This window comes from Pedobacter terrae, assembly GCF_036946585.1.
Lineage (GTDB): Bacteria > Bacteroidota > Bacteroidia > Sphingobacteriales > Sphingobacteriaceae > Pedobacter > Pedobacter terrae_C.
On record NZ_JAQIIV010000002.1, the window covers coordinates 338,305 to 360,596 of the forward strand.

23 protein-coding genes and 1 tRNA gene are annotated in these 22,292 nt (G+C 39.0%); 10 read left to right on the forward strand and 14 right to left on the reverse strand.

The features are described from left to right. Positions 1-102 precede the first annotated feature (102 nt). Genes PGN18_RS03980 through PGN18_RS03990 form a run of 3 tightly spaced genes read right to left on the reverse strand, consistent with a single transcriptional unit; the run spans position 103 to position 3,295 of the window. Complete coding sequence (locus PGN18_RS03980) at positions 103-639, reverse strand: hypothetical protein (RefSeq protein WP_335318064.1); 537 nt, start codon at positions 637-639, stop codon at positions 103-105. Between the two features lie 30 nt (positions 640-669). Continuing rightward, entirely contained in the window at positions 670-1,299 is a 630-nt protein-coding gene (locus tag PGN18_RS03985; protein WP_335318065.1) for a response regulator transcription factor, read from the reverse strand. Beyond that, a complete protein-coding gene (locus tag PGN18_RS03990) occupies positions 1,292-3,295 on the reverse strand; it encodes a tetratricopeptide repeat-containing sensor histidine kinase (RefSeq protein WP_335318066.1) in 2,004 nt (667 codons plus the stop codon). The genes PGN18_RS03985 and PGN18_RS03990 overlap by 8 nt, the downstream gene beginning before the upstream one ends. 222 nt (positions 3,296-3,517) lie before the next feature. On the opposite strand from PGN18_RS03990, the gene PGN18_RS03995 reads away from it, so the two are divergent. From PGN18_RS03995 to bla, 5 genes are all read left to right on the forward strand, one after another. Then, the gene (locus PGN18_RS03995; protein ID WP_335318067.1) at positions 3,518-4,102 is read left to right on the forward strand and encodes a hypothetical protein; all 585 of its coding nucleotides are present in this window, start codon (positions 3,518-3,520) and stop codon (positions 4,100-4,102) included. Between the two features lie 10 nt (positions 4,103-4,112). Beyond that, positions 4,113-4,742, forward strand: a complete 630-nt coding sequence (locus PGN18_RS04000) for a carboxypeptidase-like regulatory domain-containing protein (protein ID WP_335318068.1) — start codon at positions 4,113-4,115, stop codon at positions 4,740-4,742. Positions 4,743-4,766: 24 nt separating this feature from the next. After that, positions 4,767-5,558, forward strand: a complete 792-nt coding sequence (locus PGN18_RS04005; RefSeq protein ID WP_335318069.1) for a hypothetical protein — start codon at positions 4,767-4,769, stop codon at positions 5,556-5,558. A gap of 291 nt (positions 5,559-5,849) precedes the next feature. Continuing rightward, positions 5,850-7,028, forward strand: a complete 1,179-nt coding sequence (locus PGN18_RS04010) for a serine hydrolase domain-containing protein (RefSeq protein WP_335318070.1) — start codon at positions 5,850-5,852, stop codon at positions 7,026-7,028. 20 nt (positions 7,029-7,048) lie between these two features. Continuing rightward, positions 7,049-7,915 carry a subclass B3 metallo-beta-lactamase gene (bla, locus tag PGN18_RS04015; RefSeq protein WP_442955337.1) on the forward strand — a complete coding sequence of 289 codons (867 nt, stop codon included), beginning with the start codon at positions 7,049-7,051 and terminating at the stop codon, positions 7,913-7,915. Positions 7,916-8,084: 169 nt separating this feature from the next. Here bla and PGN18_RS04020 read toward each other — a convergent pair. From PGN18_RS04020 to PGN18_RS04040, 5 genes are all read right to left on the reverse strand, one after another. Then, positions 8,085-8,169 (reverse strand) — tRNA-Ser (locus PGN18_RS04020). 94 nt (positions 8,170-8,263) lie between these two features. Then, positions 8,264-9,253 carry a YihY/virulence factor BrkB family protein gene (locus PGN18_RS04025; RefSeq protein ID WP_335318071.1) on the reverse strand — a complete coding sequence of 330 codons (990 nt, stop codon included), beginning with the start codon at positions 9,251-9,253 and terminating at the stop codon, positions 8,264-8,266. An 8-nt stretch (positions 9,254-9,261) separates the two neighbouring features. After that, positions 9,262-9,669 carry an acyl-CoA thioesterase gene (locus PGN18_RS04030; RefSeq protein ID WP_335318072.1) on the reverse strand — a complete coding sequence of 136 codons (408 nt, stop codon included), beginning with the start codon at positions 9,667-9,669 and terminating at the stop codon, positions 9,262-9,264. After that, on the reverse strand, positions 9,669-10,724 hold the full coding sequence (gene mltG / locus PGN18_RS04035) for an endolytic transglycosylase MltG (protein ID WP_335318073.1): 1,056 nt from the start codon (positions 10,722-10,724) through the stop codon (positions 9,669-9,671). Before mltG ends, PGN18_RS04030 begins: the two co-directional genes overlap by 1 nt. 17 nt (positions 10,725-10,741) lie before the next feature. Then, positions 10,742-11,512 (reverse strand): PASTA domain-containing protein, encoded by a 771-nt coding sequence (locus PGN18_RS04040; protein ID WP_335318074.1) that lies wholly within the window; start codon positions 11,510-11,512, stop codon positions 10,742-10,744. 201 nt (positions 11,513-11,713) lie between these two features. Between PGN18_RS04040 and PGN18_RS04045 the strand changes: the two genes are divergently transcribed. From PGN18_RS04045 to PGN18_RS04060, 4 genes are all read left to right on the forward strand, one after another. Beyond that, on the forward strand, positions 11,714-12,700 hold the full coding sequence (locus PGN18_RS04045) for a D-alanine--D-alanine ligase (RefSeq protein ID WP_335318075.1): 987 nt from the start codon (positions 11,714-11,716) through the stop codon (positions 12,698-12,700). A 149-nt stretch (positions 12,701-12,849) separates the two neighbouring features. Further along, positions 12,850-13,431 carry a Crp/Fnr family transcriptional regulator gene (locus PGN18_RS04050; RefSeq protein WP_335318076.1) on the forward strand — a complete coding sequence of 194 codons (582 nt, stop codon included), beginning with the start codon at positions 12,850-12,852 and terminating at the stop codon, positions 13,429-13,431. 155 nt (positions 13,432-13,586) lie between these two features. After that, on the forward strand, positions 13,587-13,979 hold the full coding sequence (locus PGN18_RS04055; protein ID WP_293788175.1) for a DUF983 domain-containing protein: 393 nt from the start codon (positions 13,587-13,589) through the stop codon (positions 13,977-13,979). A gap of 177 nt (positions 13,980-14,156) precedes the next feature. Continuing rightward, positions 14,157-15,554 (forward strand): IS4 family transposase, encoded by a 1,398-nt coding sequence (locus PGN18_RS04060; protein ID WP_335317453.1) that lies wholly within the window; start codon positions 14,157-14,159, stop codon positions 15,552-15,554. A gap of 142 nt (positions 15,555-15,696) precedes the next feature. Here PGN18_RS04060 and PGN18_RS04065 read toward each other — a convergent pair whose 3' ends face one another. The 6 genes from PGN18_RS04065 to PGN18_RS04090 form a co-directional block, all read right to left on the reverse strand. Beyond that, on the reverse strand, positions 15,697-16,461 hold the full coding sequence (locus PGN18_RS04065; RefSeq protein ID WP_335318077.1) for a copper homeostasis protein CutC: 765 nt from the start codon (positions 16,459-16,461) through the stop codon (positions 15,697-15,699). Between the two features lie 293 nt (positions 16,462-16,754). After that, complete coding sequence (locus PGN18_RS04070; protein WP_335318078.1) at positions 16,755-17,789, reverse strand: N(4)-(beta-N-acetylglucosaminyl)-L-asparaginase; 1,035 nt, start codon at positions 17,787-17,789, stop codon at positions 16,755-16,757. A gap of 137 nt (positions 17,790-17,926) precedes the next feature. After that, a complete protein-coding gene (locus PGN18_RS04075) occupies positions 17,927-18,730 on the reverse strand; it encodes a nitrilase family protein (protein ID WP_335318079.1) in 804 nt (267 codons plus the stop codon). Positions 18,731-18,750: 20 nt separating this feature from the next. After that, entirely contained in the window at positions 18,751-19,896 is a 1,146-nt protein-coding gene (locus PGN18_RS04080) for a methionine aminotransferase (protein ID WP_335318080.1), read from the reverse strand. A 216-nt stretch (positions 19,897-20,112) separates the two neighbouring features. After that, positions 20,113-21,159: a multidrug effflux MFS transporter gene (locus PGN18_RS04085; protein WP_335318081.1), complete on the reverse strand. Its 1,047-nt coding sequence runs from the start codon at positions 21,157-21,159 to the stop codon at positions 20,113-20,115. Further along, on the reverse strand, positions 21,134-21,340 hold the full coding sequence (locus PGN18_RS04090) for a hypothetical protein (RefSeq protein WP_335318082.1): 207 nt from the start codon (positions 21,338-21,340) through the stop codon (positions 21,134-21,136). Before PGN18_RS04090 ends, PGN18_RS04085 begins: the two co-directional genes overlap by 26 nt. A 180-nt stretch (positions 21,341-21,520) precedes the next feature. Here PGN18_RS04090 and PGN18_RS04095 point away from each other — a divergent pair, with 180 nt between their 5' ends. Then, positions 21,521-22,291, forward strand: a complete 771-nt coding sequence (locus PGN18_RS04095) for a queuosine precursor transporter (protein WP_335318083.1) — start codon at positions 21,521-21,523, stop codon at positions 22,289-22,291. The last annotated feature ends 1 nt before the right edge of the window (position 22,292 follow it).

A 22,292-nucleotide genomic window follows, 5' to 3' on the forward strand; every position in this document is an offset into this window, starting at 1 on the left:
AACCCAACGACAATAAATCGTCAAGATGATCGTTTTGGCTGATTTTATAAAAAAAATAGTGTTTTATAAAAAAAAATAAATGTTGGAAATCAGGTTGTTAAATCAATTAACAGAGGAATCAGTAAACCCAACGGTAATTGATAAAGATTTAAGTAAATCTTTCTTGTCGTAAAAAAGGGTGATAAAGCGATCTCCTTTTTTGAAGTAAAGTTTCGTACCTCCAGGATACAAACTATCCTCACCAATCTTTTCTTTCTTGATTTTGTACTTGCTGAACTTTAACATGCTTTCCTGGGGGCTCGTCTTATTCATTACTAGATTATATGGCAGACCTTCAATTACAATAAGCTGATCATTTGGAACATCAAAAAACATTTCAGTTATGCTTTTGTCTTCCTGAAGGCCACAATAGAGTTCAAGCCCGGATTTGCTCAGCCACTTTGCATAGGGCTGCTCGTTGGCATCCTCGTAAAAAACTGTTTTTACACCTAGTATCGCAGAAATCTTCTCTGGTGTTTGAGGGAAAATAAACTCCTGATTTTTGCTTAAAAGTGTTTTAAGCCTGGCGTTTTTCTGCGCAAATGCAAATAATGACAAAAGTTGAAAGAGCAATGTGAATTTGTATGCGATTGTTCTCATATGGTTGGCCAATAAATAAGTTTTTATAATTTACAACAATTGCTGCTGATGGGCGGCTGCTATCAGTTCGGCCACATTCTTCACTTCAAATTTCTGTATCAGGTTCCTTCTGTGCGTATCTACTGTCAGTGGACTTAAAAAAAGCTCCTGGGCAATATTCTGACTGGTTTTTCCTTCCGCTAAAAGTGATAGTATCTGCTTTTCCCGTCTGGTAAGCTGTGGTGTATTGCGCAACTGGTTTTTGGTCGGACGGCTGATAATTTCTACTACTTCCTTGCTGTAACAGATATTTCCCATTACTGCTGATGAAATACATCGCCTAAGTTCATCAAGTGAGCTGTTTTTAAGCAGGTAGCCATTGGCACCATTTTGTATGGTTTGCATGATAATGCTCCGCTCGGTATGATTGCTGAGAATGAGAATGGTTATGGTGGAAAATTTCTCTTTAATCATCTGGCAAAGGTCCATTCCATTGATATCTGGTAAGGTAACATCCAGCAATATCAGTTCTACAGGATTGCTGTCTAAATAAGAAAGTAGTTGTGTGCCATTTGAAAAACCGCCCACAATCTCCAGATTGCTTTCATTTTTAAGCAAGGTTTTCAGCCCTTCAATAACAATAGGGTGGTCATCTACAATAACTGTACGCAGTTTATTCATCGATACTGGTTTTAAGTTCTATATCTATACTGGTTCCCTCACTGGGAGCAGAATGCACTTCAAATTTTCCTTGCAAAAAGGCGATACGGTTTTTTAGATTGTCCAATCCCATTCCCTTTTTCTGGGAAAGCGTGGCCATATCGAAACCGCGACCGTTGTCTTCAAAAGTAATGAAAATAGTATTTTCATTTTGGCTGCATTGCAGGATGATGTTGTCTGCCTGTGCGTGTTTGATTGCATTAGAGATGAGTTCCTGTACAATCCGGTAGATATTGAGTTGCACATTCATTGCAATATTTTTCTGAATGCCGAACATTTCAGAGGTGATGCGTAACCCATCGCGCATGTAGAATTCACACAGATCTTTCAAGGCGGTTTCAAGACCAAATTTTAGTAGCGTATCAGGTACCATGTTGCGTGCAATGCGTCGCAGTTCGGTAACCGAGGTGTCCAGCTGACTGATAATGCGGTGCAGGTCTTTATCATCCGAGATCGTCGGTTGGGTATCTGTCCATCCTGAAAGACCAATTTTAACGCCCGATAGCATGCCGCCGAGGCCGTCATGAAGATCTCGCGCTACCCGCTCTCTTTCCAGCTCCTCACCTTCAAGCATGGCTTTGGTAATCTTCAGCTGCTGTTTTTTTTCCATTTCGTTTAGCTGCTGTTTGTAATTAATCTCTTTTTGCGCTGCTAATTTACGCCTGCTCCGGGCGGTGAGCAGAACAAAAACCAATAGAAGCAACAAAAAGAGGCATCCTAAACCAAGTATCAATTTGTATAAACGCTCATTACGGGCATTTAACTGTACCTGTTTGTTCTCCGATTGAAGATATTGTATCTTTTGCTGATTCTTCGCCGTTCTATATTTTGTTTCCAGTTCATTGATTTTTACCTTCGTCTGGTCGCTGGTTATACTGTCGTTGGTCTGTCGGTATTTGCTGAGCCATCGGTATGCCTCTTTATAATCACCAAGTTTCTCGCTTACTTTGGATAGTTCAGAATAAAGCATGGCGCGATCATTAATTTTAGCAGTTAAAGTACCTTCTTTAATAATATCTAGTAAAATTTGCCTGGCTTTAACATAGTTTTTTTGCTGCTGATAAATCTCATATCGGCGAAATAAAAACTGTTGGTAAAGCTGCTTCTGATTATACTTTTTAGCAAGGGTAATGCCCTTATCAATACTCGCAAGTGATTCATCAAATAATGATTTTGTGAAGTAGTAAAGAGATTCATTGTAGTAATAAAGCGGATAGTTTAAAGAGGAAGGATAGGGCTTCAGTAACCGTTGTGCTTTTTCCAAAAGTAGGTGGGCTTTGTTTGCCTTGTTATCATAACAATAAATGCTTACACCAGTAAGATAGGAAAACAATAGATCAGTATCTTCAGACCCTTTTTTTTCCAGTAAAGCGATGGCATTTTCATTATATGCAGCTGCTTTTGAGAACTGATAGTTATTCATCAAAATTGTGGCGAGCTGGGTATAATAGTAAGCAATACGTTTGGGATCACCGGTTTTCTCTGCAAAAGGTATAGCCTTTTCCAGGGTTATTTTCATGATAAAATCATAACCCTTTCTGTCTACATTCATTATAGCGTAATTGTACCACGATGCAGCCTGCTTGGCATAGGCAATCTTCGTATTAAATGGTGACAATGCTTCGGCAGCCTTTTTAAAGGCATCGGATGCCTTTGATTTATTCCAGTTGAAATAATACTGACCTTTGTAGAAAAGTGCCAATGCATTTAAATAATTATCGTTTTTTGCGGCAGCTGTACCTGCTATGAGGTAGGCTTTACTTTTTAAGGTATCTTTAAATTTCCAATATTCTACCAAAAGGAAATTGGTATTTGCTCTTGAGCTGTCTGGAATTTTTTTCTGTAAAATATGCTGCAGGCTATCAAGATAATGCTGCTCATTCAGTGGAATCTGTTGTTGGCCAACAGATTTAAATGAGATGGAAATCACTATCAGGAATAAAAAAAATCTGGTCATGCTTTAAACTAAATTTATTTGCCAGGATGGAAATGAGCTTATCTCGACGGTAAGGCAAATTTACCGTTAAATATCAAACATAATTCTTGTCCCACCATCATTTCAGCAGGTCGTAATGAAAAATACCTGAAAACCAGTAGAAGAAAAACGGCAAAAACCGGTATTTCTTTTGGCCAATACTTGCAATAGCTTTGCCCTTAACCTAATAATTAGCATAAAACTATGAAAATATTATCTTCGAAGGCTTTTTTAACTAAAGCTAATCTGATCCGAAAGCCATTAAGCAACGCATTGGCTATCTTTTGTTTTACCATGATCGCCATATGCCTTTCATCATGTTCAAAAAATGATGACGGTGGCAGTGCACCTACCGGGGATTATTATCTCCGTGCAAAAGTTGGCGGAAAAGCTATCAATTTCTACAAAGTGAATTTTCAGGGCGGCGGCGATGATAACCGGTTTGAACACATTGTTATTGGTGGTCACGAGACTTCTTATCCTGCATCAGGGCCGGTGTCGCCATCGCTTGACTTTGAGATCTGGAAAGTGGGTGGCAATATCACCCCCGGAACTTATGCTACACCTGGTGAAAATATGATTGCCCGTTATGCCATACAAAAAAGCGATGGCACTTTGTTATACAATACGGCCTATAGCGATGATGTATTTACCGTAAAAATTGAAGCGATCAGCAAAACAGGTATCAAGGGAACTTTTTCCGGCACGGTAAGAAGCCTGGCAGGAGAGGCCATCAGCATTACCGAAGGTACATTTAATCTTCCTTACGAAACAATTATTAATCCTTAATATCAATATCATGAAGCTTAAAAAATATGTCCTTACACTTTTTTGTGTGGTATCAGCAGTAACTGTAGTTTCTGCCCAGTATAAAGAACCAGAGAAAAAAGATAAAGCGGAGATTTACCGTCCAGAAATGCCATTTGATTCTTTGCTGGCAAAAAAAATGCTTGCTAAAGGCACTGCAGTGATTAAAGGTGTCGCTTACACTAAGCAGAAACATCCACTAGGCTATAGTGTTCCGTTTTCTCCTCGCATACTTGCCAATAAAATTACGGTTGTTCTATTACCTGTAACACCTTATTTTGAAGAATGGTACAGGTTGAGAAAAGATAAAGAAAACATCAAAAGAAGACGCTTTGTCTACCTCTCTGACCAGGCTTACCGTTATAGGTTGGAAGCCGTTACCAATAGCGACGGTGAATTTACCTTTCCAGATATGAAGCCTGGTAAATATTTTTTACAAGGTATGTTAGATTACACACTAAGAGGTACATATAATGCTTATACAGGTTCAGGTTATAACGATTATGGCGGAAGAACCGATTATTATCAGCAAAAAGATTATTACAAGAACATTCAGGACCGCATCGAAACGTTTGTGGAGGTTAAAGAAAACGGAGAGATGGTGAAGGTCAAATTGCACTAATTCAGAAATTATAATGTCTACCCTATGAAAACTGCTAAAATAAACCTAGCCATAACAATTGTATTGTTGTTGATCTCCGGTATAGAAGTACATGCGCAACTCGGCGGACTGTTTGAAAAGGCTAAAGCGAAAGCAGAAAAAGCCCTTGAAAATAAGATTGATAAAAATTCCACAGCTACAAAATCTAAAGCAACTATTAATGCAGGAAACAGCAAGGTGGTGATTGGTGATTCATCTATTTTTTCAGAAGATTTTTCTTTATTTGAAACTGGTGCAACGGCAACCAGTTTCAAAACAAACGGAGTGGCCAATATGGTAACCATAAAGGGCCAGAAAGGTAAATGGATGGATATAAAGGATAAGGCCATTTATAAATTTTCACGCCAGCTCAATTACCCAAAAGAGTTTACCTTGTCTTTTGATATCATTGCAATAGCGGATCAGATCAAGGACATTGCACCAATGTCGTTCGGGTTTGCAAGTGATAACAGTGTTCGCCAACACGAAAGCAACATCGGCACTTATGTACAACTGCACTATTACGATACTGATCAAGTAAATATAGGTAGCAATAAGCCTGAAAAATTTGTAAGTACCACGTTTGACCTTGCACCATGGCTCTACCGTCCGCTTCATGTTGTGCTATCCGTCAATGGAGAAGAGATGGCCGTTTACCTCAACAATGTTAAACTTGCAGATACGGTTCTGTTCAGCCCGACAGCGGCTAAAAACTTTTATATATCTGCTCCCTGGGAATATGCTAATGGAGCAAAGGTACTGGTGAGTAACTTTCAGGTTGCTGGGTTTAGGAAATAGTAAATAAGGAACTCCCAACAAAAAATCATTATGTCGACTGAGGCAGAGTCCCAACGTTGGGTGGGAGATAGCTTTAACCGGTTATTAAATCTAGTTATCTGTTAATCACATTAATTTGTATTACATAACTTATTCCTAAGGATGAACATTATATTGTTTGTATAGCCTTGAAAATAGAATCATCAGCTATTTAAGTAATATAAAATTCGAGAAAATGATGAGGATATTAAGTGGGTTAATTTAGTTAAACCAATCATAAAAATCTTAACTTCAATTTCTACAATCAGTTTTATGGATTATTATACTCGAATTCTTATCTTTTGCTCGATCACATTATTGCATACTACAAATGTTTCTGCACAACCTAATCTCGTAAGCACCAACATTGACAGCTTAATCACAAAAAGAATGGCTGAAAATGGGTTTGTGGGACTTGGTGCTGCGATTATCATTGATAAAAAAGTGGCTTGGAAAAAAGCATACGGATTTTCTGATCGGCAAACTGGTGCCGCTTTTATAACCTCAACTTTAATGAACATTGCATCGGTTTCTAAAACAGTGACCGGTGCCTGCCTGATGAAAGCAGTAGAGCAAGGGAAACTCTCACTTGATGAGAATATTAACCACTACCTTCCATTCAAAATTCACAATCCTTATTTTCCAAAAGCTAAAGTAACACTGCGAAATTTAGCTACCCATACGTCAGGTCTTACCGACAGGTATCCGTTTTATACCGATAGTCTCTACTTCAATGGAAAAGATTCGCCGCAATCCTTGGGCGATTTTCTACGGCAGTATTTTATGCCAGGCGGACAATATTACTCGAAAGAAAATTTTTTAAATCACCAACCTGGTACATTCCGAGAGTATTCCAATATTGGGGCGGCATTGGCAGGTTATATTGTTGAAATCAGGACTGGTCAAAAATTGGACGGATACAGTAAAAAATACCTGTTCAATCCATTGAAAATGGAGGATACCGGATGGTTTCTATCAGAAATAAACCTCAAAAAACATACTAAACTTTACGAAAAAAAGGACAATAAAATTCAGGAAATCCCACTTTATGGCTGTACTACTTATCCGGACGGAGGTGTTCGTAGCTCGGTAGATGACCTTTGTCATTTTTTGATCTGTCTGTTAAATGATGGAAAATATCAAAACAAGCAGGTATTAAAGGCAGAAACCGTCAACGAAATGCTACGGTTCCAGTTTGATGAAACCCATGCACCTCAAAATGTAAAACCAAAAACACTGAATTCGGGTATTTTCTGGGCAACAAAGATGGGCGCTACCAGGATTGGGCATAATGGATCTGACCCGGGAGTAAGGGTTTTTATGCTTTCTGATCTCAATAAAGAAGTCGCCGTCATCCTATTTGTCAATACCTCATTGAGCGAACAGGAAGAAAATAAATTCTTCGACATCTATGAAGATCTTTACCGCTATGGTGTCGAACTTAGGAAATAACGTATAAAATTGCCTCAACGATATATGAAAAAAATATTATTGCTGATCTTCATTTCTTTTTTTATGGCTTCATTCAGGCGCAAGAAGTACATGAGCCATCATCTAAAAATCATCCCGAGTGGTCAAAATCTTTTCCGCCATTTCGCATTGTTGGTAATCTATATTACGTAGGTACTGCCGATCTGGCCTGCTATCTCGTTGTTACGCCAAAAGGAAATATCCTGATCAATACAGGATTGGCCTCATCAGAGAAGCTGATTGGGGAAAGCATTCAAAAGCTGGGGTTTAAACTTTCAGACATTAAAATATTATTGACCACACAAGCACATTTTGACCACCTTGGCGCAATGGCAGCCATTAAAAAGGCTACCGGAGCTAAGTTTATGGTAGATTATGCCGATGCACAGGTTGCAGCTGATGGTGGCCGTTCTGATTATGATTTGGATGGTGATGTTGCTGTTTTCAAACCTGTACAAATAGACCGCATTTTGCACGATAAGGATATCATCAGGCTAGGAGGGACGGAATTAATTATGCTTCACCACCCCGGGCATACCAAAGGTTCATGCAGTTTTCTGCTTACCGTTAACGATCAAAAAAAGAATTACAGGGTACTGATTGCCAATTTACCGACGATTGTAACAGACAAAAAGTTTACAGATATTACTACCTATCCTCAAATTGCGAAAGATTACGCCTACACTTTGCGGAGTATGAAAAACCTCAAGTTCGACCTTTGGGTGGCTTCTCACGGTGTACAATTCGACCTTCTAAAAAAACACAAATCCGGAGATCCTTATAATCCAGCTGTTTTTATGGATGTAAAAAACTTTTACGATTATTTGGATGAACTGCAGGTGGAGTATGACAGGAAAATTGGGAAGTGATGATAGTTAACTTTTTATGCATATAAATTTATAAAACTGCTCTTTAAAAAAAGTAGTTTTTCCGGTTGCCTGAATGCCACAAAATAGGATTGCTTCCATCTTCCTAAAGATTCAGATTTTGTAGATACAAAAAAAGGAAGAATTAAATCTAATTCTTCCTTTTTTGCTGCGGAGAGCGAGGGATTCGAACCCCCGGACCTGTTACAGTCAACAGTTTTCAAGACTGCCGCATTCGACCACTCTGCCAGCTCTCCGCTGCAAAAGTACAAACTCGGCTTAACTCTGCAAACTCCGAAAGCTTTTTTTTTATATAAACTTGATAATTACTTAACACAGAGGGAGAAAAAATTATTTCTTCTGTATATTTTCTTCAATTGGCTCCGATTTTTTGAATAAATTGAACGTAGGGCGGATAATCTTCACACTTCTTTTGCTTACATCAACGCTGGCATTTAGTTCGAAACCGATCAATAAAATCAATGAATTGAGGTAAAGCCAAATCATTACTACGATTAATGTCCCGATAGAGCCGTAAACTTTATTATAGGAAGCAAAATGGTTGATGTAAAAGGAAAAACCCCAAATGGTAAGAAAGGCCAGAATAGTGGCAAGCCAGGAACCTGCACTAAACAAGCGCCACTTTTTGGTATGCGAGGGGCCGTAACGATATAAAATGGAAATGGTAATGAAATACAAAATAGCCAGTAAAGCCCAACGGGTAAATTTGATGGTATAACTCAAAAAACTATCCTGCAGATGCAGTTCATCATTGATTTTGTTCAGCAGAACTTCACCCAGGGCCATCGCACTGATGCAGATGATGATCGAAAAACAGATAATTAGGGTAAGTACAAGCGCTATTAAACGTTGTTTGATCCAGCTCCGCGTTTCGATGATCAAGGATGATTTATTGAATGCCTTCATCAGGTTTTTAACTCCATTGGTGGCAAAAAACAGTGCAGATAGAAAACCGAAAGACAATAAACCGCGATTTTGATTTTTAATGATATCTTTTAATGTTGCTTCAAAGGCATCGAAAGCATTGTGCGGCAATACCAGCTGGATTAAATTTAGAAGCTGATCCTGGAAACCCTTAATCGGAATAAAAGGAATTAGCGTAAACAAGAAAATAATGCCAGGAAAAATGGCCAGCATGAAACTGTAGGCTAGAGATGATGACTTATTTACCAAGGCATCTTTTCCTATTTCACGAAAGAAAAATGTAGCTACCGTATATAGGGGAAGTGGGCTAAATCCAGGCAAAACGCATTCTTTGGTCCATTCTATAAATCTAGAATAGAGCTTAAGATGTAATAACTGCCGGTGTAACCATTCCATTCTTCTGATTAATTAAAAAACACCGATAATTTTTCCATAAAATTTTCGGGTGGATTTGTTGGTTTATTTTTCTTCATGTCAACAAAAACCAGCGTGGTTGATCCAATGTTGATCAATTCTTCTTTTTCATTATATAGTTCATATTCAAAAAAGATCCTAATGCCTGGTAGGGTTTTAATGATGGTTTTTACAGTAATTTCCTGATCGTAAAGAGCAGGCTTAATGTATTTGCATTTTAGTTCCAATACAGGCATCATAATGCCATCAGCTTCCATTGAGCTGTAGCTCATACCTAAACTTCTTAACATTTCTACCCGGCCAACTTCATAGTACTGCGCATAATTGCCATAATACATATAACCCATCTGGTCGGTTTCGCCATAACGAACCCTGATTTTCGTACTGTGACTAAACATTATTTAAATATATTTCTTTTGTTTAAAGCCTCACGGTATTTCTTTGCATTTACTTCGTGTTCAGCTTTGGTTTCAGCAAAGTTATGGTAGCCAGAGAAATCTTCTTTGGCGCACATGTAAATGTAATTGTTGTTATCGCGGTTAAGTACAGCGTCAATGGCATTAATGCTCGGCATCATAATCGGTCCGGGAGGTAAACCTGCATATTTATAGGTGTTATAAAGCGATTGCACCTGCAATAATTTTCCGGTTACCCTTTTAACAGTAAAATCGTTATTGGCAAAAATCACCGTCGGATCGGCCTGAAGCAATATACCTTTATTTAATCGGTTTAAGTACAAACCTGCTATAATTGGCATTTCTTTATCATAAAGTGCCTCGGCATCTACAATAGAGGCCAACGTATACACCTGTGCAGGACTAAGGTTTAAGCTTGCTGCCTTTTGCTTACGATCTGCTGTCCAGAATTTCTCATACTCCTTGTGCATGCGCTCAAAGAAATCAACCGGCGAAATATTCCAGTACATTTCGTAGGTGTTTGGGATGAACATGGCATACACATTATCCTGGTTAAATCCATATTTGCTAATCAACGCTGTAGAATCCAATACCTTGATAAAACTTAGCGAATCGGCTTCCAGATTGTTGGCCAGATAGGCTGCAAAATTTTCTTTTTTGCGGATGTTATGGAATTTTAATTTAACAGGATCCTGGTTTCCCGCTTTGATCATGTTAATTAAGGTTCGGTTGGTCATTCCTTTTTTCAGGCGGTAACGGCCCGGTTTAACACTTGCGGCTAAATTCATTTTTCCCGCGGCGGCTGTAAAAGAAGAAATGCTTTTTAAGAGATCTTTCTTTTTAAACTCTGAAACCAGATCATCGTAATTGCTTCCGGTTTTGATGTATAAATATTTTTGATTTTCTGTAACGTTAGGGGCAAAATAAAGCCTGTAAATATTCAATGCAAAGTAACCGGCGATTAAAACAACAGCAAGCGCAATCACGATTGCTGCTTTTTTGCCTGTACTCATATTCTTTTTTTCTACTTCAGTCATGTAATAATGATACTTGTTTATGGTTGTTTGTTAGATAGCGTAATGTTAATTCTGGTACCTATAGGCACTTTGGTTACCGAATCAAGCAGCATAGGGTCTTGTTTAACAATAACCGCTGCAGCACTATCGGTAATAGGCCCATCGTAAAGTATGTTACCTAAGCTCAGGTTTGATCCCCTTAGGCTAAATTTGGCTTCATCCATGGTTAATCCCATCAGTTGCGGAATATCCACTTCTTCGTTTCCTCGGCCATCGCCTAATACCAGGTTAATCCTTGAGCCAACAGGCACCACCTGACCGGCTGTGATCGGTTGGCCACCAAATGAAGCTTCCAGGACTACATCACGACTTACATCAGGCTTGTAAGTGGTATCGCCAAGTTTTAATCTCGAACTCTCTATAATCGCCTGTGCTTCTCTTAAAGTTTTAAACGCGATATCCGGGAATTTTGTATTTGGTGTTTTGCCCGCATTAATGGTTAAATAAATGGTACGGTTATCTTTAACAAAAGTATTGGGGTCGGGATCCTGATCAATTACTATTCCGGGAGGTTGATCCATAATAAAAACTGAATCTACTTCGTATTTTAGGCCGGCACCCTCCAGTTTGTTTACGGCCTGCTCAAAAGATAAACCTTTTACCAAAGGTACATTAAGACCCTGTCCGTGTTTGGTGTAATATCTTAAACTAAAAAAAGCAATCAATAAAATTACTATAACAGTTACTATAGCTGCTAAAATGTTGTTTCTAAATGATTTGGTTTTTAAATACTCTATAAATTTAGACATGAATCTTAATTTGGGTTATGCGTACAAGCTCAAATGTAACTATTTAAATGATGGATTGGATGATCGAATCTATTTCTTCACTCAATCATTCCATCACACACTCCTTCAATAATTCTCATTCAAACATACTAAAGCACAAAGATATTTATATTTTTGAGGATATATTTATATTCAATTTCTATTTATAAAAGGATTTTTAACATGAAGAAAACGATAGCATTGTTAACAGGCGGTACCACAGGCGAATGGGTTGTTTCAGTAAAAAGTGCAGCCACGATCGCTCAAAATATCGACTCCGACTTATACGATGTGTATAAGATTATGCTGAACGAAAAAGGTTGGTTTTACGAGCCCGCTGATTCTGTTAAAATTGAAATTGATAAAAATGATTTTTCCCTAATGCTGGAAGGAAGAAAAATTAGATTTGATGGCGTTTTTATTGCCATACATGGTTCTCCCGGCGAGGATGGAAAGTTGCAAGGCTATTTCGATATGCTGGGCATTCCTTATACCGCCTGCGATGCATTAACTTCTTCCATTACGATGAATAAAGGTTATACCAAAGCCATTGTAGCAGATATTGATCACCTGCATACCGCGAAATCCGTTCAGATATTTAAAGGTGGAAACCATAATTTAAATCAGATTAAGCAGGATTTACGCTTGCCTTATTTTGTTAAACCCAACAGCGGGGGAAGCAGTATTGGCATGACTAAGGTAAAACATGCCGACGACCTGGAAGAAGCCTTAGAAAAAGCATTTAAAGAGGACAACCAAATTTTAATCGAAGAATTTGTGAGCGGCAGGGAATTCTCGGTCGGCATTTTTGGCTCAGAAGGCAAAGTGATTGTTTTACCTGCAACAGAAGTGATCCCACAGAATGAGTTTTTCGATTTTGAAGCTAAATATACACCAGGTGCGACAGAAGAAATTACCCCAGGCAGAATGAATGCGGAAGAGCAAAGCCGGGTGCAACAGGTGGTAAAAGAGGTGTATCTGAAACTGAACTGTAGAGGAGTGGTGCGTGTAGATTACTTTTTAGAAGAAGGAACTGATAAGTTTTATTTTATCGAAATCAATACCATCCCAGGACAGACAGCAACGAGTTTTATTCCACAACAGGTAGCGGCTATGGGCATTACCCTGAAAGAGTTTTATACCCGTTTAATGAAAGAAACGCTGGGATAGTTTTCTTTAGCTTTGTCATTCTGAATGCAATGAAGAATCTTTAAATAGTGGCCGCGTATTTATGTATATTTGTTTTTTTACGAGGTGTTCTTAAGTCGGTATTTTAAAATGATATATCTACATCATATTTCGCCAAAGCCCGCACAGCCATGAACATTCAAATACTGATTGATAAAGGTTTAAAACTCAAAAGCTACCCAAAAGGTTCGGTGATTTATGAGCCTGGAGAGCAGCCCCGCTATGTGTATTTTATCAAGTCGGGTGAGGTGAGAATGGTCACCGTGAGCGATGAAGGAAAGGAATTTATTCAGGGCATTTTTAAAACCGGGCAATATTTTGGTGAGCCGGCTTTATTAATCGATCGTCCTTATTTAGCCTTTACCATTGCCAATAAAGATTCGCAGCTTATTGCAGTAAGTAAAGAAGACTTTTTCGAATTGGTTAAAAACGACCCTGATTTTAGCATGGAGCTGATTCGTACTTTAAGTAAACGGTTATTTTATAAATCGATGATGCTGGAGGAGCTGGCAAGCGAAAAAGCTGATCATCGCCTGTTAACCATTATTAATTACCTCCTTGGTGATATTAATGTAGGTGAAAATTTAAAAGTAACGCGACAGGAATTAGCTGACATGACTGGTTTAAGAGTAGAGACAGTGATCAGGGGAACAAAATTACTAGCCGAAAACGGCCTGATCAAAACAGTTAAAGGCAAAATTGTTAAACTTTAATTACCCTTAGGTGGTTTATACAATCGGACGATAAACAGGTATATGTTCAATAACAAATAACTATCGAACTGTTAAACTGATGCCTCAAACATGACCTAGATCATAAATTGGTATTCAGTATAAGGCTTATCTTTGTCCTATCAAATTATTAGATTATGGCAGAGTTATCAAAATTCCAGGCTTTTTTACAGTGTAAGTGTCCGAGATGCCGCAAAGGAGATATTTTTACAGGAAGTGCTTATTCATTCAGGTTACAAAAAACAAATGTAAACTGCCCGCATTGCAACTTAAAGTTTGAACGCGAACCAGGTTTTTTCTACGTAGCCATGTTCGTAAGTTATGCCATGAATGTTGCCGAAATTATTACCATTGGTGTAGCCTCGTATATTTTAGGGTTGGATTTAGTGTATGATAACCTATGGTACTATGTGGGACTAATCCTGGCGGGTGTTTTATTATTGTCGCCGATTAATTATCGCTATTCGAGGGTGATTTTGCTTCATTACCTTACACCGGGCCTACACTACGTGCCTGGAAGTGGAGATTAGCGTTGATAAACTATTTAAAATTGTGATAGATACGTAAGCAACATCGTCAATGCGTGGAGGAACGACGAATCCTGCCGGCAACAGACTGGCAATTTCTCATACTAAAGATCCCTGCTATAAAGATTGCCTGCCTGCTGCAGCTACTATTAGGACACAAATAAAAAATATCTTTGCAGAATGGATCGCATAGGACATAAACCAGATTTTGATGGGCTTTTGGGAGATAAACGATTAGAGCGTCGAGCAGAGCTGATATCTTCATCCCTACTTCAAAGCAGGAGCTCCAGCATTCATTCAGCTACAAAAAATGAAGCAGAACAGAGAGGTTTTTATCGTTTTCTGGGCAATGAGGCTGTTAATGAGTCCGTTTTGATTAAAGAGATGATACAGCGGTGTGTTAAAAACACGATGGGTAAAGATGTATTGGTAATTCAGGATACCAGTTCCTTCGGTCTAAGCAAAAATGCCAATAACATTAAACCTGGAAGTGGACTCGGTTTGGTTGGGAATAAAACAGGTTTAGGATTTCTTTCCCATGTGAGTTTGGTACTTGATGCCGGTAGTGAAGACATATTGGGCTATTGCGACCTCCAGTTATGGCACAGAACCAGGGACAAGTCGAATAATACCACCAAGGTTTACAAAACAGAAGCGATTGAAGAAAAGGAATCTTATAAATGGATTAAAGCGGGCAAGAAAACCAAAGATGTTTTATCACAGGCAGCCCATGTTACCATTATCCAGGATAGAGAGGGCGATATCTATGAGCAGTTCTGTTTAGTTCCAGATTCCCGTACCAGTTTGATCATCCGGAGCAGGGATAACCGAAGACTGGCTGATGGTTCCAAATTACATTCGGTATTGAGGAACGCCCCAGTTCTGGGCGGATACCTACTAACCTTACCGGCCGACCTGCGCAAAGATAAAACCAAAAGAGTCGTGGAAATGGAGGTAAGGTGTCAAAAGGTAAGTATCAAAAAGCCAAGGAACGGAGTTGGCAAAGAGATAGCTGAAGAAAAAGAACTATATGCTATAGAAGCAAGGGAAAAGAATAATGACACCAAAGATGGCGTGTGCTGGAGGCTGCTCACAGACCAGCCCACCTTAAGCTTAGAGGAAGCCCTGAAGATAGTTTATCGGTATACACAGCGATGGTATATCGAGCAACTGTTCCGCATACTAAAAAAACAAGGTTTTCAGATAGAAGAGAGCCAGTTGGAAACAGGATGGGCAATTAGAAAACTATTTTTGATGGTATTAAATGCAGCACTGAGGGTGATGCAGCTTTATCTGGCCTATGGCAAAGAGGACTGTCAAGAGCTTAAGGAAGTGTTTGATCAACAGGAAATTGATTGTCTGGAAGCTATTGAGAAAAATCATCTGCCAAAAACACCGAAAACGATTAATCCATACCGAAAAGACAAACTCTCCTGGGCAAGTTGGATTATCGCAAGACTTGGGGGATGGAAAGGAAATGTTAGATCCCAACCAGCAGGACCCATTATAATAAAAAGAGGATTGGATAAATTTGAAGATATCTATCAAGGCTGGAAACTTGCGGCATTTAAAACTTAAGATGTGTCCTAATAGTAGCTGCTGCAGGCAGGCTTCCCCGAAAAGATCGGGACAGGCTGTCGGCTGAAAAGCCTTCTCCTAATGACGATTTTTCTGGGAGATTATATCTTCTTTAAGGTTTACGATCGCTATTAAGCAGATGTTATTTTAAATTAAATGCCTCATTTATACAATTAACTAACGCCCTCACCTTGTTTTCCGAAGTTAACTCATAGCGGTACTCGTCTTCAATTGTGCCCATTTTGGTTTCTGTATTTCTGAATTCCATTTTACTTGGAACAAATTCCTTGGCAGAGGCATGGAATTGTGTGGCACCAGTTTGATCAATCAGGTTTTTTATATTGTTTTCATTGATCCCTGCACCGGGCATGATGGTAATCCGCCCGTTGGCCTGTGTTACCAGCTGTGCTAATTTTTCTGCACCCAGCATTGCAGAAGAAGCACCTCCGGAGGTGAGTACCCTTTTAATTTTAAGGGAAATTATATCTTCCAGCGCCTGATCCATATCGTTACTCATATCAAAAGCCCTGTGGAATGCTACCTCCATCGGTTTGGCCAACTCAATAAGTTCAGCGCAACGTTTTTTGTCGATTGTACCGTCAGCTTTAAGTATCCCGATAACTACTCCTTCACAATTTAATGATTTGCAGACTTTTATATCTTCTTTCATGATTTCGAATTCCGTTTCAGAATATAGAAAATCTCCTCCCCGGGGACGGATGATTGGCCAAATTTCGATAGATAGATTTTTCTTTGCTAGTGATATTTGGGCATAACTAGGTGTGGTGCCACCTTCTGCCAGGTTATCGCAAAATTCAACTCTTTTTGCACCACCATTTTGGGCTGCCAATGCCGATTGATAAGAATTGGCACAAACTTCTAAGCAGGGAATTGCTCCTTCATTCATGATATTTCGACTTATATTCTTTAAAGAGGCTTTACAGCGCTGGAAAATTTTTATTGAACGGTTTTTATTCTCTAATCTTCAGGGGCTGTATCATAAGTTGTAGTTTCACCACTAATCTGTCACGTTAAGCCTTTCGAAACGCCTTTATAAAATTCAAAGCGCTCTTTCTACAAGCGTAGGATGACAATTATCCTTCACGATACGGCCTCCAACTAAACTAAGAATATTAAACTCTAGCCTTTATTAGCTGGTTAAAAGTAAATATTCACTTTCGCCAAATACTCGAAACCAACTTAATAATAACTTTTGCCTTTAATTAATAGATCTTGCTTTTCTGCAGTGCAAACGGCATAACTAAAACCTTGTTGAATGGCATAAGCACCGTATTCGCCTTTTTTATTGATGGCTAAAAACCCAACCTGTATGTTTTTGGCCGTTTCCGGCTTCTTTTTGATGATTCGCATTACTGCCTCCTTACATGCTGCTTCCGGCGTATAACCCTGGCGCATCAGCTCTACAACCAGGAACGAACCTACATTCCGTACCACTTCTTCGCCCACACCGGTTGATGTTGCACCACCAACTTCATTGTCTACATAAAGGCCGGCACCAATAATCGGGCTATCGCCAATTCTCCCATGTAATTTATAAGCCATCCCGCTGGTGGTGCAGGCGCCAGAAATATTACCTTTCGCATCAATAGCCAGCATTCCAATGGTATCGTGGTTGTATTGGTTGCCCGGAAGTTTTTGTGGAGCGGCTTTTTTGTAAAGTTTGTTTTCGATATTCATGACCGGCGCATATTTTGCCGTTTTTAGCCATTCTTTCCATGCTTTTTCGCTGGCAGGTGTAAGCAAGTTTTCTTTTTTAAACCCCTGTTCCAATGCAAACTGTAATGCACCATCGCCAGCCAACATGACGTGCGGTGTTTTTTCCATCACTTTACGTGCTACCGAGATAGGATGTTTAATATACTCAAGTGCCAAAACAGCACCACAGTTACCCAATTCGTCCATAATACAGGCGTCGAGCGTTACACGGCCATCACGATCGGGCAAACCGCCATAACCTACAGATTGATTTTTTTCGTCGGCCTCTGGTACCCATACACCTTGTTCAACGGCATCTAGCGCACGGCCGCCAGATGATAAAACTTTCCAGGCATCAGCATTTGCCGCAATTCCAAAATCCCAGGTAGAAATTACAATGGGAAAATTTGCTGCTTTTGACGATTTTTTAGGAATAGCATTAGCAATACTGCTTTTATCAATAGCCATCAATCCGGCTGATAGGGCAGAAGCCTTTATAAATTTACGACGGTTAAACATTTGTTTGGTTGGTTAACTGGTTTATTGGTATATCTATTGATGTCGCCTGAAAATTGCGATTTAATTTTGAATATTTCCGATCATAAATAATCGTTTTACTAAGGTTTTTAAATAGTAGTTCGATCATTGCATATTGCCTATTCGATCGTAAAATGGTCTGCATCTTTTAAAAATGGAAACTGTCTCCTGACTTTAACCAGTTCTTCATAATTGATACTGAAAGTATATAAATCTTCGTCTTCCGGTTTATAATAAACGGTATTGCCGAATGGATCCAAACACATGGATAATCCGCTGTGATAAATCTGGTTACCATCGTGCCCAACACGGTTTACGGCAATTACATAACTTTGGTTTTCAATCGCCCTGGCCGGGATCAAGGCCTTCCAGTGTGCCGATCTTTTATCAGGCCAGCTGGCCACCAAAAGTAAGATATCGTATTCCTGATCTACATTGCGCAGCCAAACCGGAAATCGTAAATCGTAACAAATGGCCAGCCTGATTTTCCAACCCTTAAGTTCTACTATGAGTTTTTCCTTGCCGGGACTAAAATGCTGATCCTCATTACCCATGCCAAACAGATGGCGTTTATCGTAATGCTGGTTTTTACCATCTGGCTCCATCCAGATCAGGCGGTTAAAATATTGGTTATTTTCTTTAATAATTAAGCTCCCAGTAACCACGCAACTGTACTGGTGCGCCATTTTTTGCATCCACTGCATCGTTTTGCCACCCATTTCTTCTGCTAAAGCTTCAGAATTCATGCTAAAACCAGTGTTAAACATTTCGGGTAGAATGATAATATCAGTTTTCTCCCTCACACCCATTGACAGACGAAGTGCCAGATTCAGAAGATTTTTCTCGATGTTTTCCCAGAAAAGATAAGCTTGAAAAACAGTTACTTTCAGGTTTTCAATTTGGGTGTAAACAGGTGCTTCCATTTTATATCGGTTTAGTCTGGTTAAACATTTTTAAGTTTTTCTGCAGCTAAGGCGAGGGTAGCATTTTCTTTAGCAAAGCAAAACCTGATAATTTTATGATCAGTTGCCTTTTGGTAGAACGCAGAAACCGGAATGGTGGCCACTCCAAATTCTTTGATCAACCTGACGCTAAAATCGGTATCTTTTTCATCGCTGATACTGCTATAACTTGCACATTGAAAATACGAACCGTTACAAGGCAAAAGTTCAAAGCGGCTTTCCGCCAAAAGGTTTCTAAAGTAATCCCTTTTCTGCTGAAAGAAACTGCCGATTTTGGTGTAATTTTCTGGTTCCTGAAGGTATTGGGCAATGGCCTGCTGCATGGGACTATTAACGCTGAAAACATTAAATTGGTGTACCTTTCTAAATTCTTTGGTTAAATCTTCCGGTGCCAGGCAATAACCCAATTTCCAGCCCGTAGCATGCAAAAGCTTACCAAAAGAGGCCACCACAAAACTTCTTTGCCTCAATTCCGGATAGCACATTACACTCTGGTGTTTTTGTTCATCATAAATGAGGTGTTCATAAACTTCATCACTTAAAATCACAATATCGGTACCGCTAACGAGTTTAATAAGCGATTTCATATCATCTGATGACAAAATACTACCTGTAGGATTTTGAGGTGTATTTAAGATTATCATTCTGGTTTTTACCGTAAATAACTTCTTAACCATGTCCCAGTCGATGCCGTAATCGGGTGGGGCCAGTTCGTAAGTTTTAACCAAACCTCCCAATAGCTTAACCGTAGGTGCATAGCTATCATAAGCCGGCTCAAAAATGATTACTTCATCACCAGCGTTGATAATGGACGCCAATGCAGTAAAAATTGCCTGCGTTCCACCCGCTGTAACGGTAATTTCTGTCTCGGGATTATACTTGATGTTGTATAGGTTTTCAACTTTTTCTGCAATGGTTTCCTTTAAAAAAGTTGAGCCAGGCATTGGTGAATATTGGTTGAAACCATCCTGCATGGCTTTATTTACCAATTCAATTAGTTTTGGATCACAGGCATAGTCCGGAAATCCCTGGGATAGATTAATGGCATTATGTTCGGTGGCAAGTTTACTCATCACCGAAAAGATGGTGGTGTTTACGCCGGGAAGTTTAGATTGTATATGAAGCATCGTATAAGCGAAAATAGGAAAAAAAGATTAAGACTTAAAAGCCTATGCTAAAAGCCCAGCCATGGTGTCGTAATTGTAGTTCATAAATTTCTTCGCAAATTTGTTAGGCACTCACCTAAAACCAATAGCAATATGTTAAAAGCTAAACACTTAGTCTGATATATTTATTCCAGACTCCTAAATACATTAATAGATATAGAAATTATAGGAAAAAGCTTAATGCGCTACAATTGCAGCATCTGTGGAGGACTCCACTTCGGTAGTAATAAACCTCTTTCCAATTAGTAAACAACATAGGGCAATAAAAGCTGCGGCTGTCATCACCAAAGGCATTGGTACTACCGAGTGCTCACTAAACAAACTCACCATGATTGAAGCCAGCGCGCCCAATCCCATCTGCAAAGCACCCATTAAGGCCGATGCACTACCTGCATTTTTAGAAAATGGGGCCAGAGATAAAGCCGCTGCATTGGGATTAATTAACCCTAAACAGGCCAAAAATAAGGCGATAAAACCGATCGTACTGTATAAATCAAGCCAGTTGTTTAAAGCAAATATTAAAAAAATTGAGCTGAAAATGCTTTGGGCAATTAGCGCGTAAGTAACAATATTTTTGCTGGTAAACCATTTTAATATCAGGCTATTGATCTGGCTCGACCCAATAAATGCTACCGATAACAGTGCGAAAATCCAGCCGTAACCAGTTTTACTTACTTCGTATATTTTCATAAACACGGTTGGGGATGAAGATACATAGGCAAATAATCCCGAAAAGGTGATTGAACTGATTAAAGCATAGGTGTAAAATTGGGGTTCTTTTAAAACCGTAAAAAAATTGGTTAAAATGGGTTTGGGTTTTAAGGAATAGTTAGGGTCTGGTGTATAACTCTCCGGTAGTTTGAAAAGTGAAGCCAATAGCATCAAGATGGCCATTAATCCTAAAAATACAAATACATATTTCCAGCCCAATGCCGAAATTAGGTATCCACCTGCAGTTGGGGCCAGCATGGGTGAAACCGCAATCACCAACATTAAAGAAGCAAATACCTTTGGGCTTTCTTCTACAGAAAACAGATCCCTAACCATGGCAACCGATGCTACAGCGGTAGCACAGCTTCCGATGGCCTGTACAAAACGCAGCACAATCAATTGGTTTACATCAGTTACTGCTAAACATAGAAAAGAAGCAAAAATATAAAGCAACAACCCAAAGTATAGCGGTTTTTTCCTTCCAAATTTATCTAAAAGTGGACCGTACAACAATTGACCGGCAGAAATCCCAATAAAAAAAACTGGATAATGAAAGTGATACGGTAGATTCGGTACTTTTTAAATCTTTCGCAATATCAACAAAACCAGGCAGGTACATGTCAATTGAAAAAGGACCGAGGGCAGCCAATGAGCCAAGAATAAGGATTAATAGAAAATGTTGTTTTTTAGCCATGATCTGATTGTTTTTCGGAGGCGCAAAGATTGTGAGATTTAATTTGCCAACCTAATCTGCAGGTTGAAAGATTGTAAAATTCTAGTCTGGAACCATAGTAGGTTGAGTGCTTAAATGGCAATAATTAAAATAAATCAATCTCTGCGGTAATTCGCCAGATTATTTTTAGATTTATTGCCTATGACTTTTAAGACGAAAGAAAGCCGTTTGCTACTCGTTCTGGGTAGCTTTTTTGTGGCAAATGCTATACTATCAGAATTTATTGGGGTTAAGTTATTCAGCGTCGAAGAAACACTGGGTTTTAAAAAGTTCAATATCAATTTACTTGGTGTCCCTAATTTGTCTTTTGTCATGTCTGCAGGGGTCTTAACCTGGCCTGTTATTTTTATCATGACAGATATCATAAATGAATATTTTGGTGTAAAACAGGTTCGTTTTTTATCTATCCTTACCTCCATTTTAATTGCTTTCGCTTTTTTGGTGGTTTGGGGATCGATGCATTTAAGCGCCGCTGATTTTTGGGTACATCAGAATATTAATGGAGAAGATCTTAATATGAATAATGCTTTTGCCGGGATTTTTGGGCAAGGAATGTGGATTATCGCTGGTTCCATTACGGCTTTTATTATCGGGCAGATGGCAGATGTACTCATTTTCCATCGCATTAAGAAAATTACGGGCGAACGTGCTTTATGGCTTCGTGCAACAGGATCTACCTTGGTTTCTCAACTGATCGATAGTTTTGTAGTCATTTTTATCGCATTTTATTTAAATCCGCAATACCATTACAGCTGGAAAATGGTTGCTGCAATCGGTTTGGTTAACTACACCTACAAATTTATAGTCGCCATTTTAATGACACCGATTTTGTATATTGTACATACAATTATTGATCGTTATTTAGGCAAGGACTTAGCCCACAAGCTGATTAAAATGGCTGGAAGAGGATAAA

What these genes read in the sequence shown, in the direction of transcription:
- PGN18_RS04030 (WP_335318072.1), bottom strand. Translation starts at nt 9,669, where the DNA reads ATGTTTAGTCACAGTACGAAAATCAGGGTTCGTTATGGCGAAACCGAC.
- PGN18_RS04025 (WP_335318071.1), bottom strand. Translation starts at nt 9,253, where the DNA reads ATGGAATGGTTACACCGGCAGTTATTACATCTTAAGCTCTATTCTAGA.
- PGN18_RS04080 (WP_335318080.1), bottom strand. Translation starts at nt 19,896, where the DNA reads ATGCTTCATATACAATCTAAACTTCCCGGCGTAAACACCACCATCTTT.
- PGN18_RS04005 (WP_335318069.1), top strand. Translation starts at nt 4,767, where the DNA reads ATGAAAACTGCTAAAATAAACCTAGCCATAACAATTGTATTGTTGTTG.
- PGN18_RS03990 (WP_335318066.1), bottom strand. Translation starts at nt 3,295, where the DNA reads ATGACCAGATTTTTTTTATTCCTGATAGTGATTTCCATCTCATTTAAA.
- PGN18_RS04095 (WP_335318083.1), top strand. Translation starts at nt 21,521, where the DNA reads ATGACTTTTAAGACGAAAGAAAGCCGTTTGCTACTCGTTCTGGGTAGC.
- mltG (WP_335318073.1), bottom strand. Translation starts at nt 10,724, where the DNA reads ATGACTGAAGTAGAAAAAAAGAATATGAGTACAGGCAAAAAAGCAGCA.
- PGN18_RS04090 (WP_335318082.1), bottom strand. Translation starts at nt 21,340, where the DNA reads ATGGCTAAAAAACAACATTTTCTATTAATCCTTATTCTTGGCTCATTG.
- PGN18_RS04070 (WP_335318078.1), bottom strand. Translation starts at nt 17,789, where the DNA reads ATGTTTAACCGTCGTAAATTTATAAAGGCTTCTGCCCTATCAGCCGGA.
- PGN18_RS04045 (WP_335318075.1), top strand. Translation starts at nt 11,714, where the DNA reads ATGAAGAAAACGATAGCATTGTTAACAGGCGGTACCACAGGCGAATGG.
- PGN18_RS03985 (WP_335318065.1), bottom strand. Translation starts at nt 1,299, where the DNA reads ATGAATAAACTGCGTACAGTTATTGTAGATGACCACCCTATTGTTATT.
- PGN18_RS04050 (WP_335318076.1), top strand. Translation starts at nt 12,850, where the DNA reads ATGAACATTCAAATACTGATTGATAAAGGTTTAAAACTCAAAAGCTAC.
- PGN18_RS04040 (WP_335318074.1), bottom strand. Translation starts at nt 11,512, where the DNA reads ATGTCTAAATTTATAGAGTATTTAAAAACCAAATCATTTAGAAACAAC.
- PGN18_RS04060 (WP_335317453.1), top strand. Translation starts at nt 14,157, where the DNA reads ATGGATCGCATAGGACATAAACCAGATTTTGATGGGCTTTTGGGAGAT.
- PGN18_RS03980 (WP_335318064.1), bottom strand. Translation starts at nt 639, where the DNA reads ATGAGAACAATCGCATACAAATTCACATTGCTCTTTCAACTTTTGTCA.
- PGN18_RS04065 (WP_335318077.1), bottom strand. Translation starts at nt 16,461, where the DNA reads ATGAATGAAGGAGCAATTCCCTGCTTAGAAGTTTGTGCCAATTCTTAT.
- PGN18_RS04000 (WP_335318068.1), top strand. Translation starts at nt 4,113, where the DNA reads ATGAAGCTTAAAAAATATGTCCTTACACTTTTTTGTGTGGTATCAGCA.
- PGN18_RS03995 (WP_335318067.1), top strand. Translation starts at nt 3,518, where the DNA reads ATGAAAATATTATCTTCGAAGGCTTTTTTAACTAAAGCTAATCTGATC.
- PGN18_RS04075 (WP_335318079.1), bottom strand. Translation starts at nt 18,730, where the DNA reads ATGGAAGCACCTGTTTACACCCAAATTGAAAACCTGAAAGTAACTGTT.
- PGN18_RS04055 (WP_293788175.1), top strand. Translation starts at nt 13,587, where the DNA reads ATGGCAGAGTTATCAAAATTCCAGGCTTTTTTACAGTGTAAGTGTCCG.
- PGN18_RS04010 (WP_335318070.1), top strand. Translation starts at nt 5,850, where the DNA reads ATGGATTATTATACTCGAATTCTTATCTTTTGCTCGATCACATTATTG.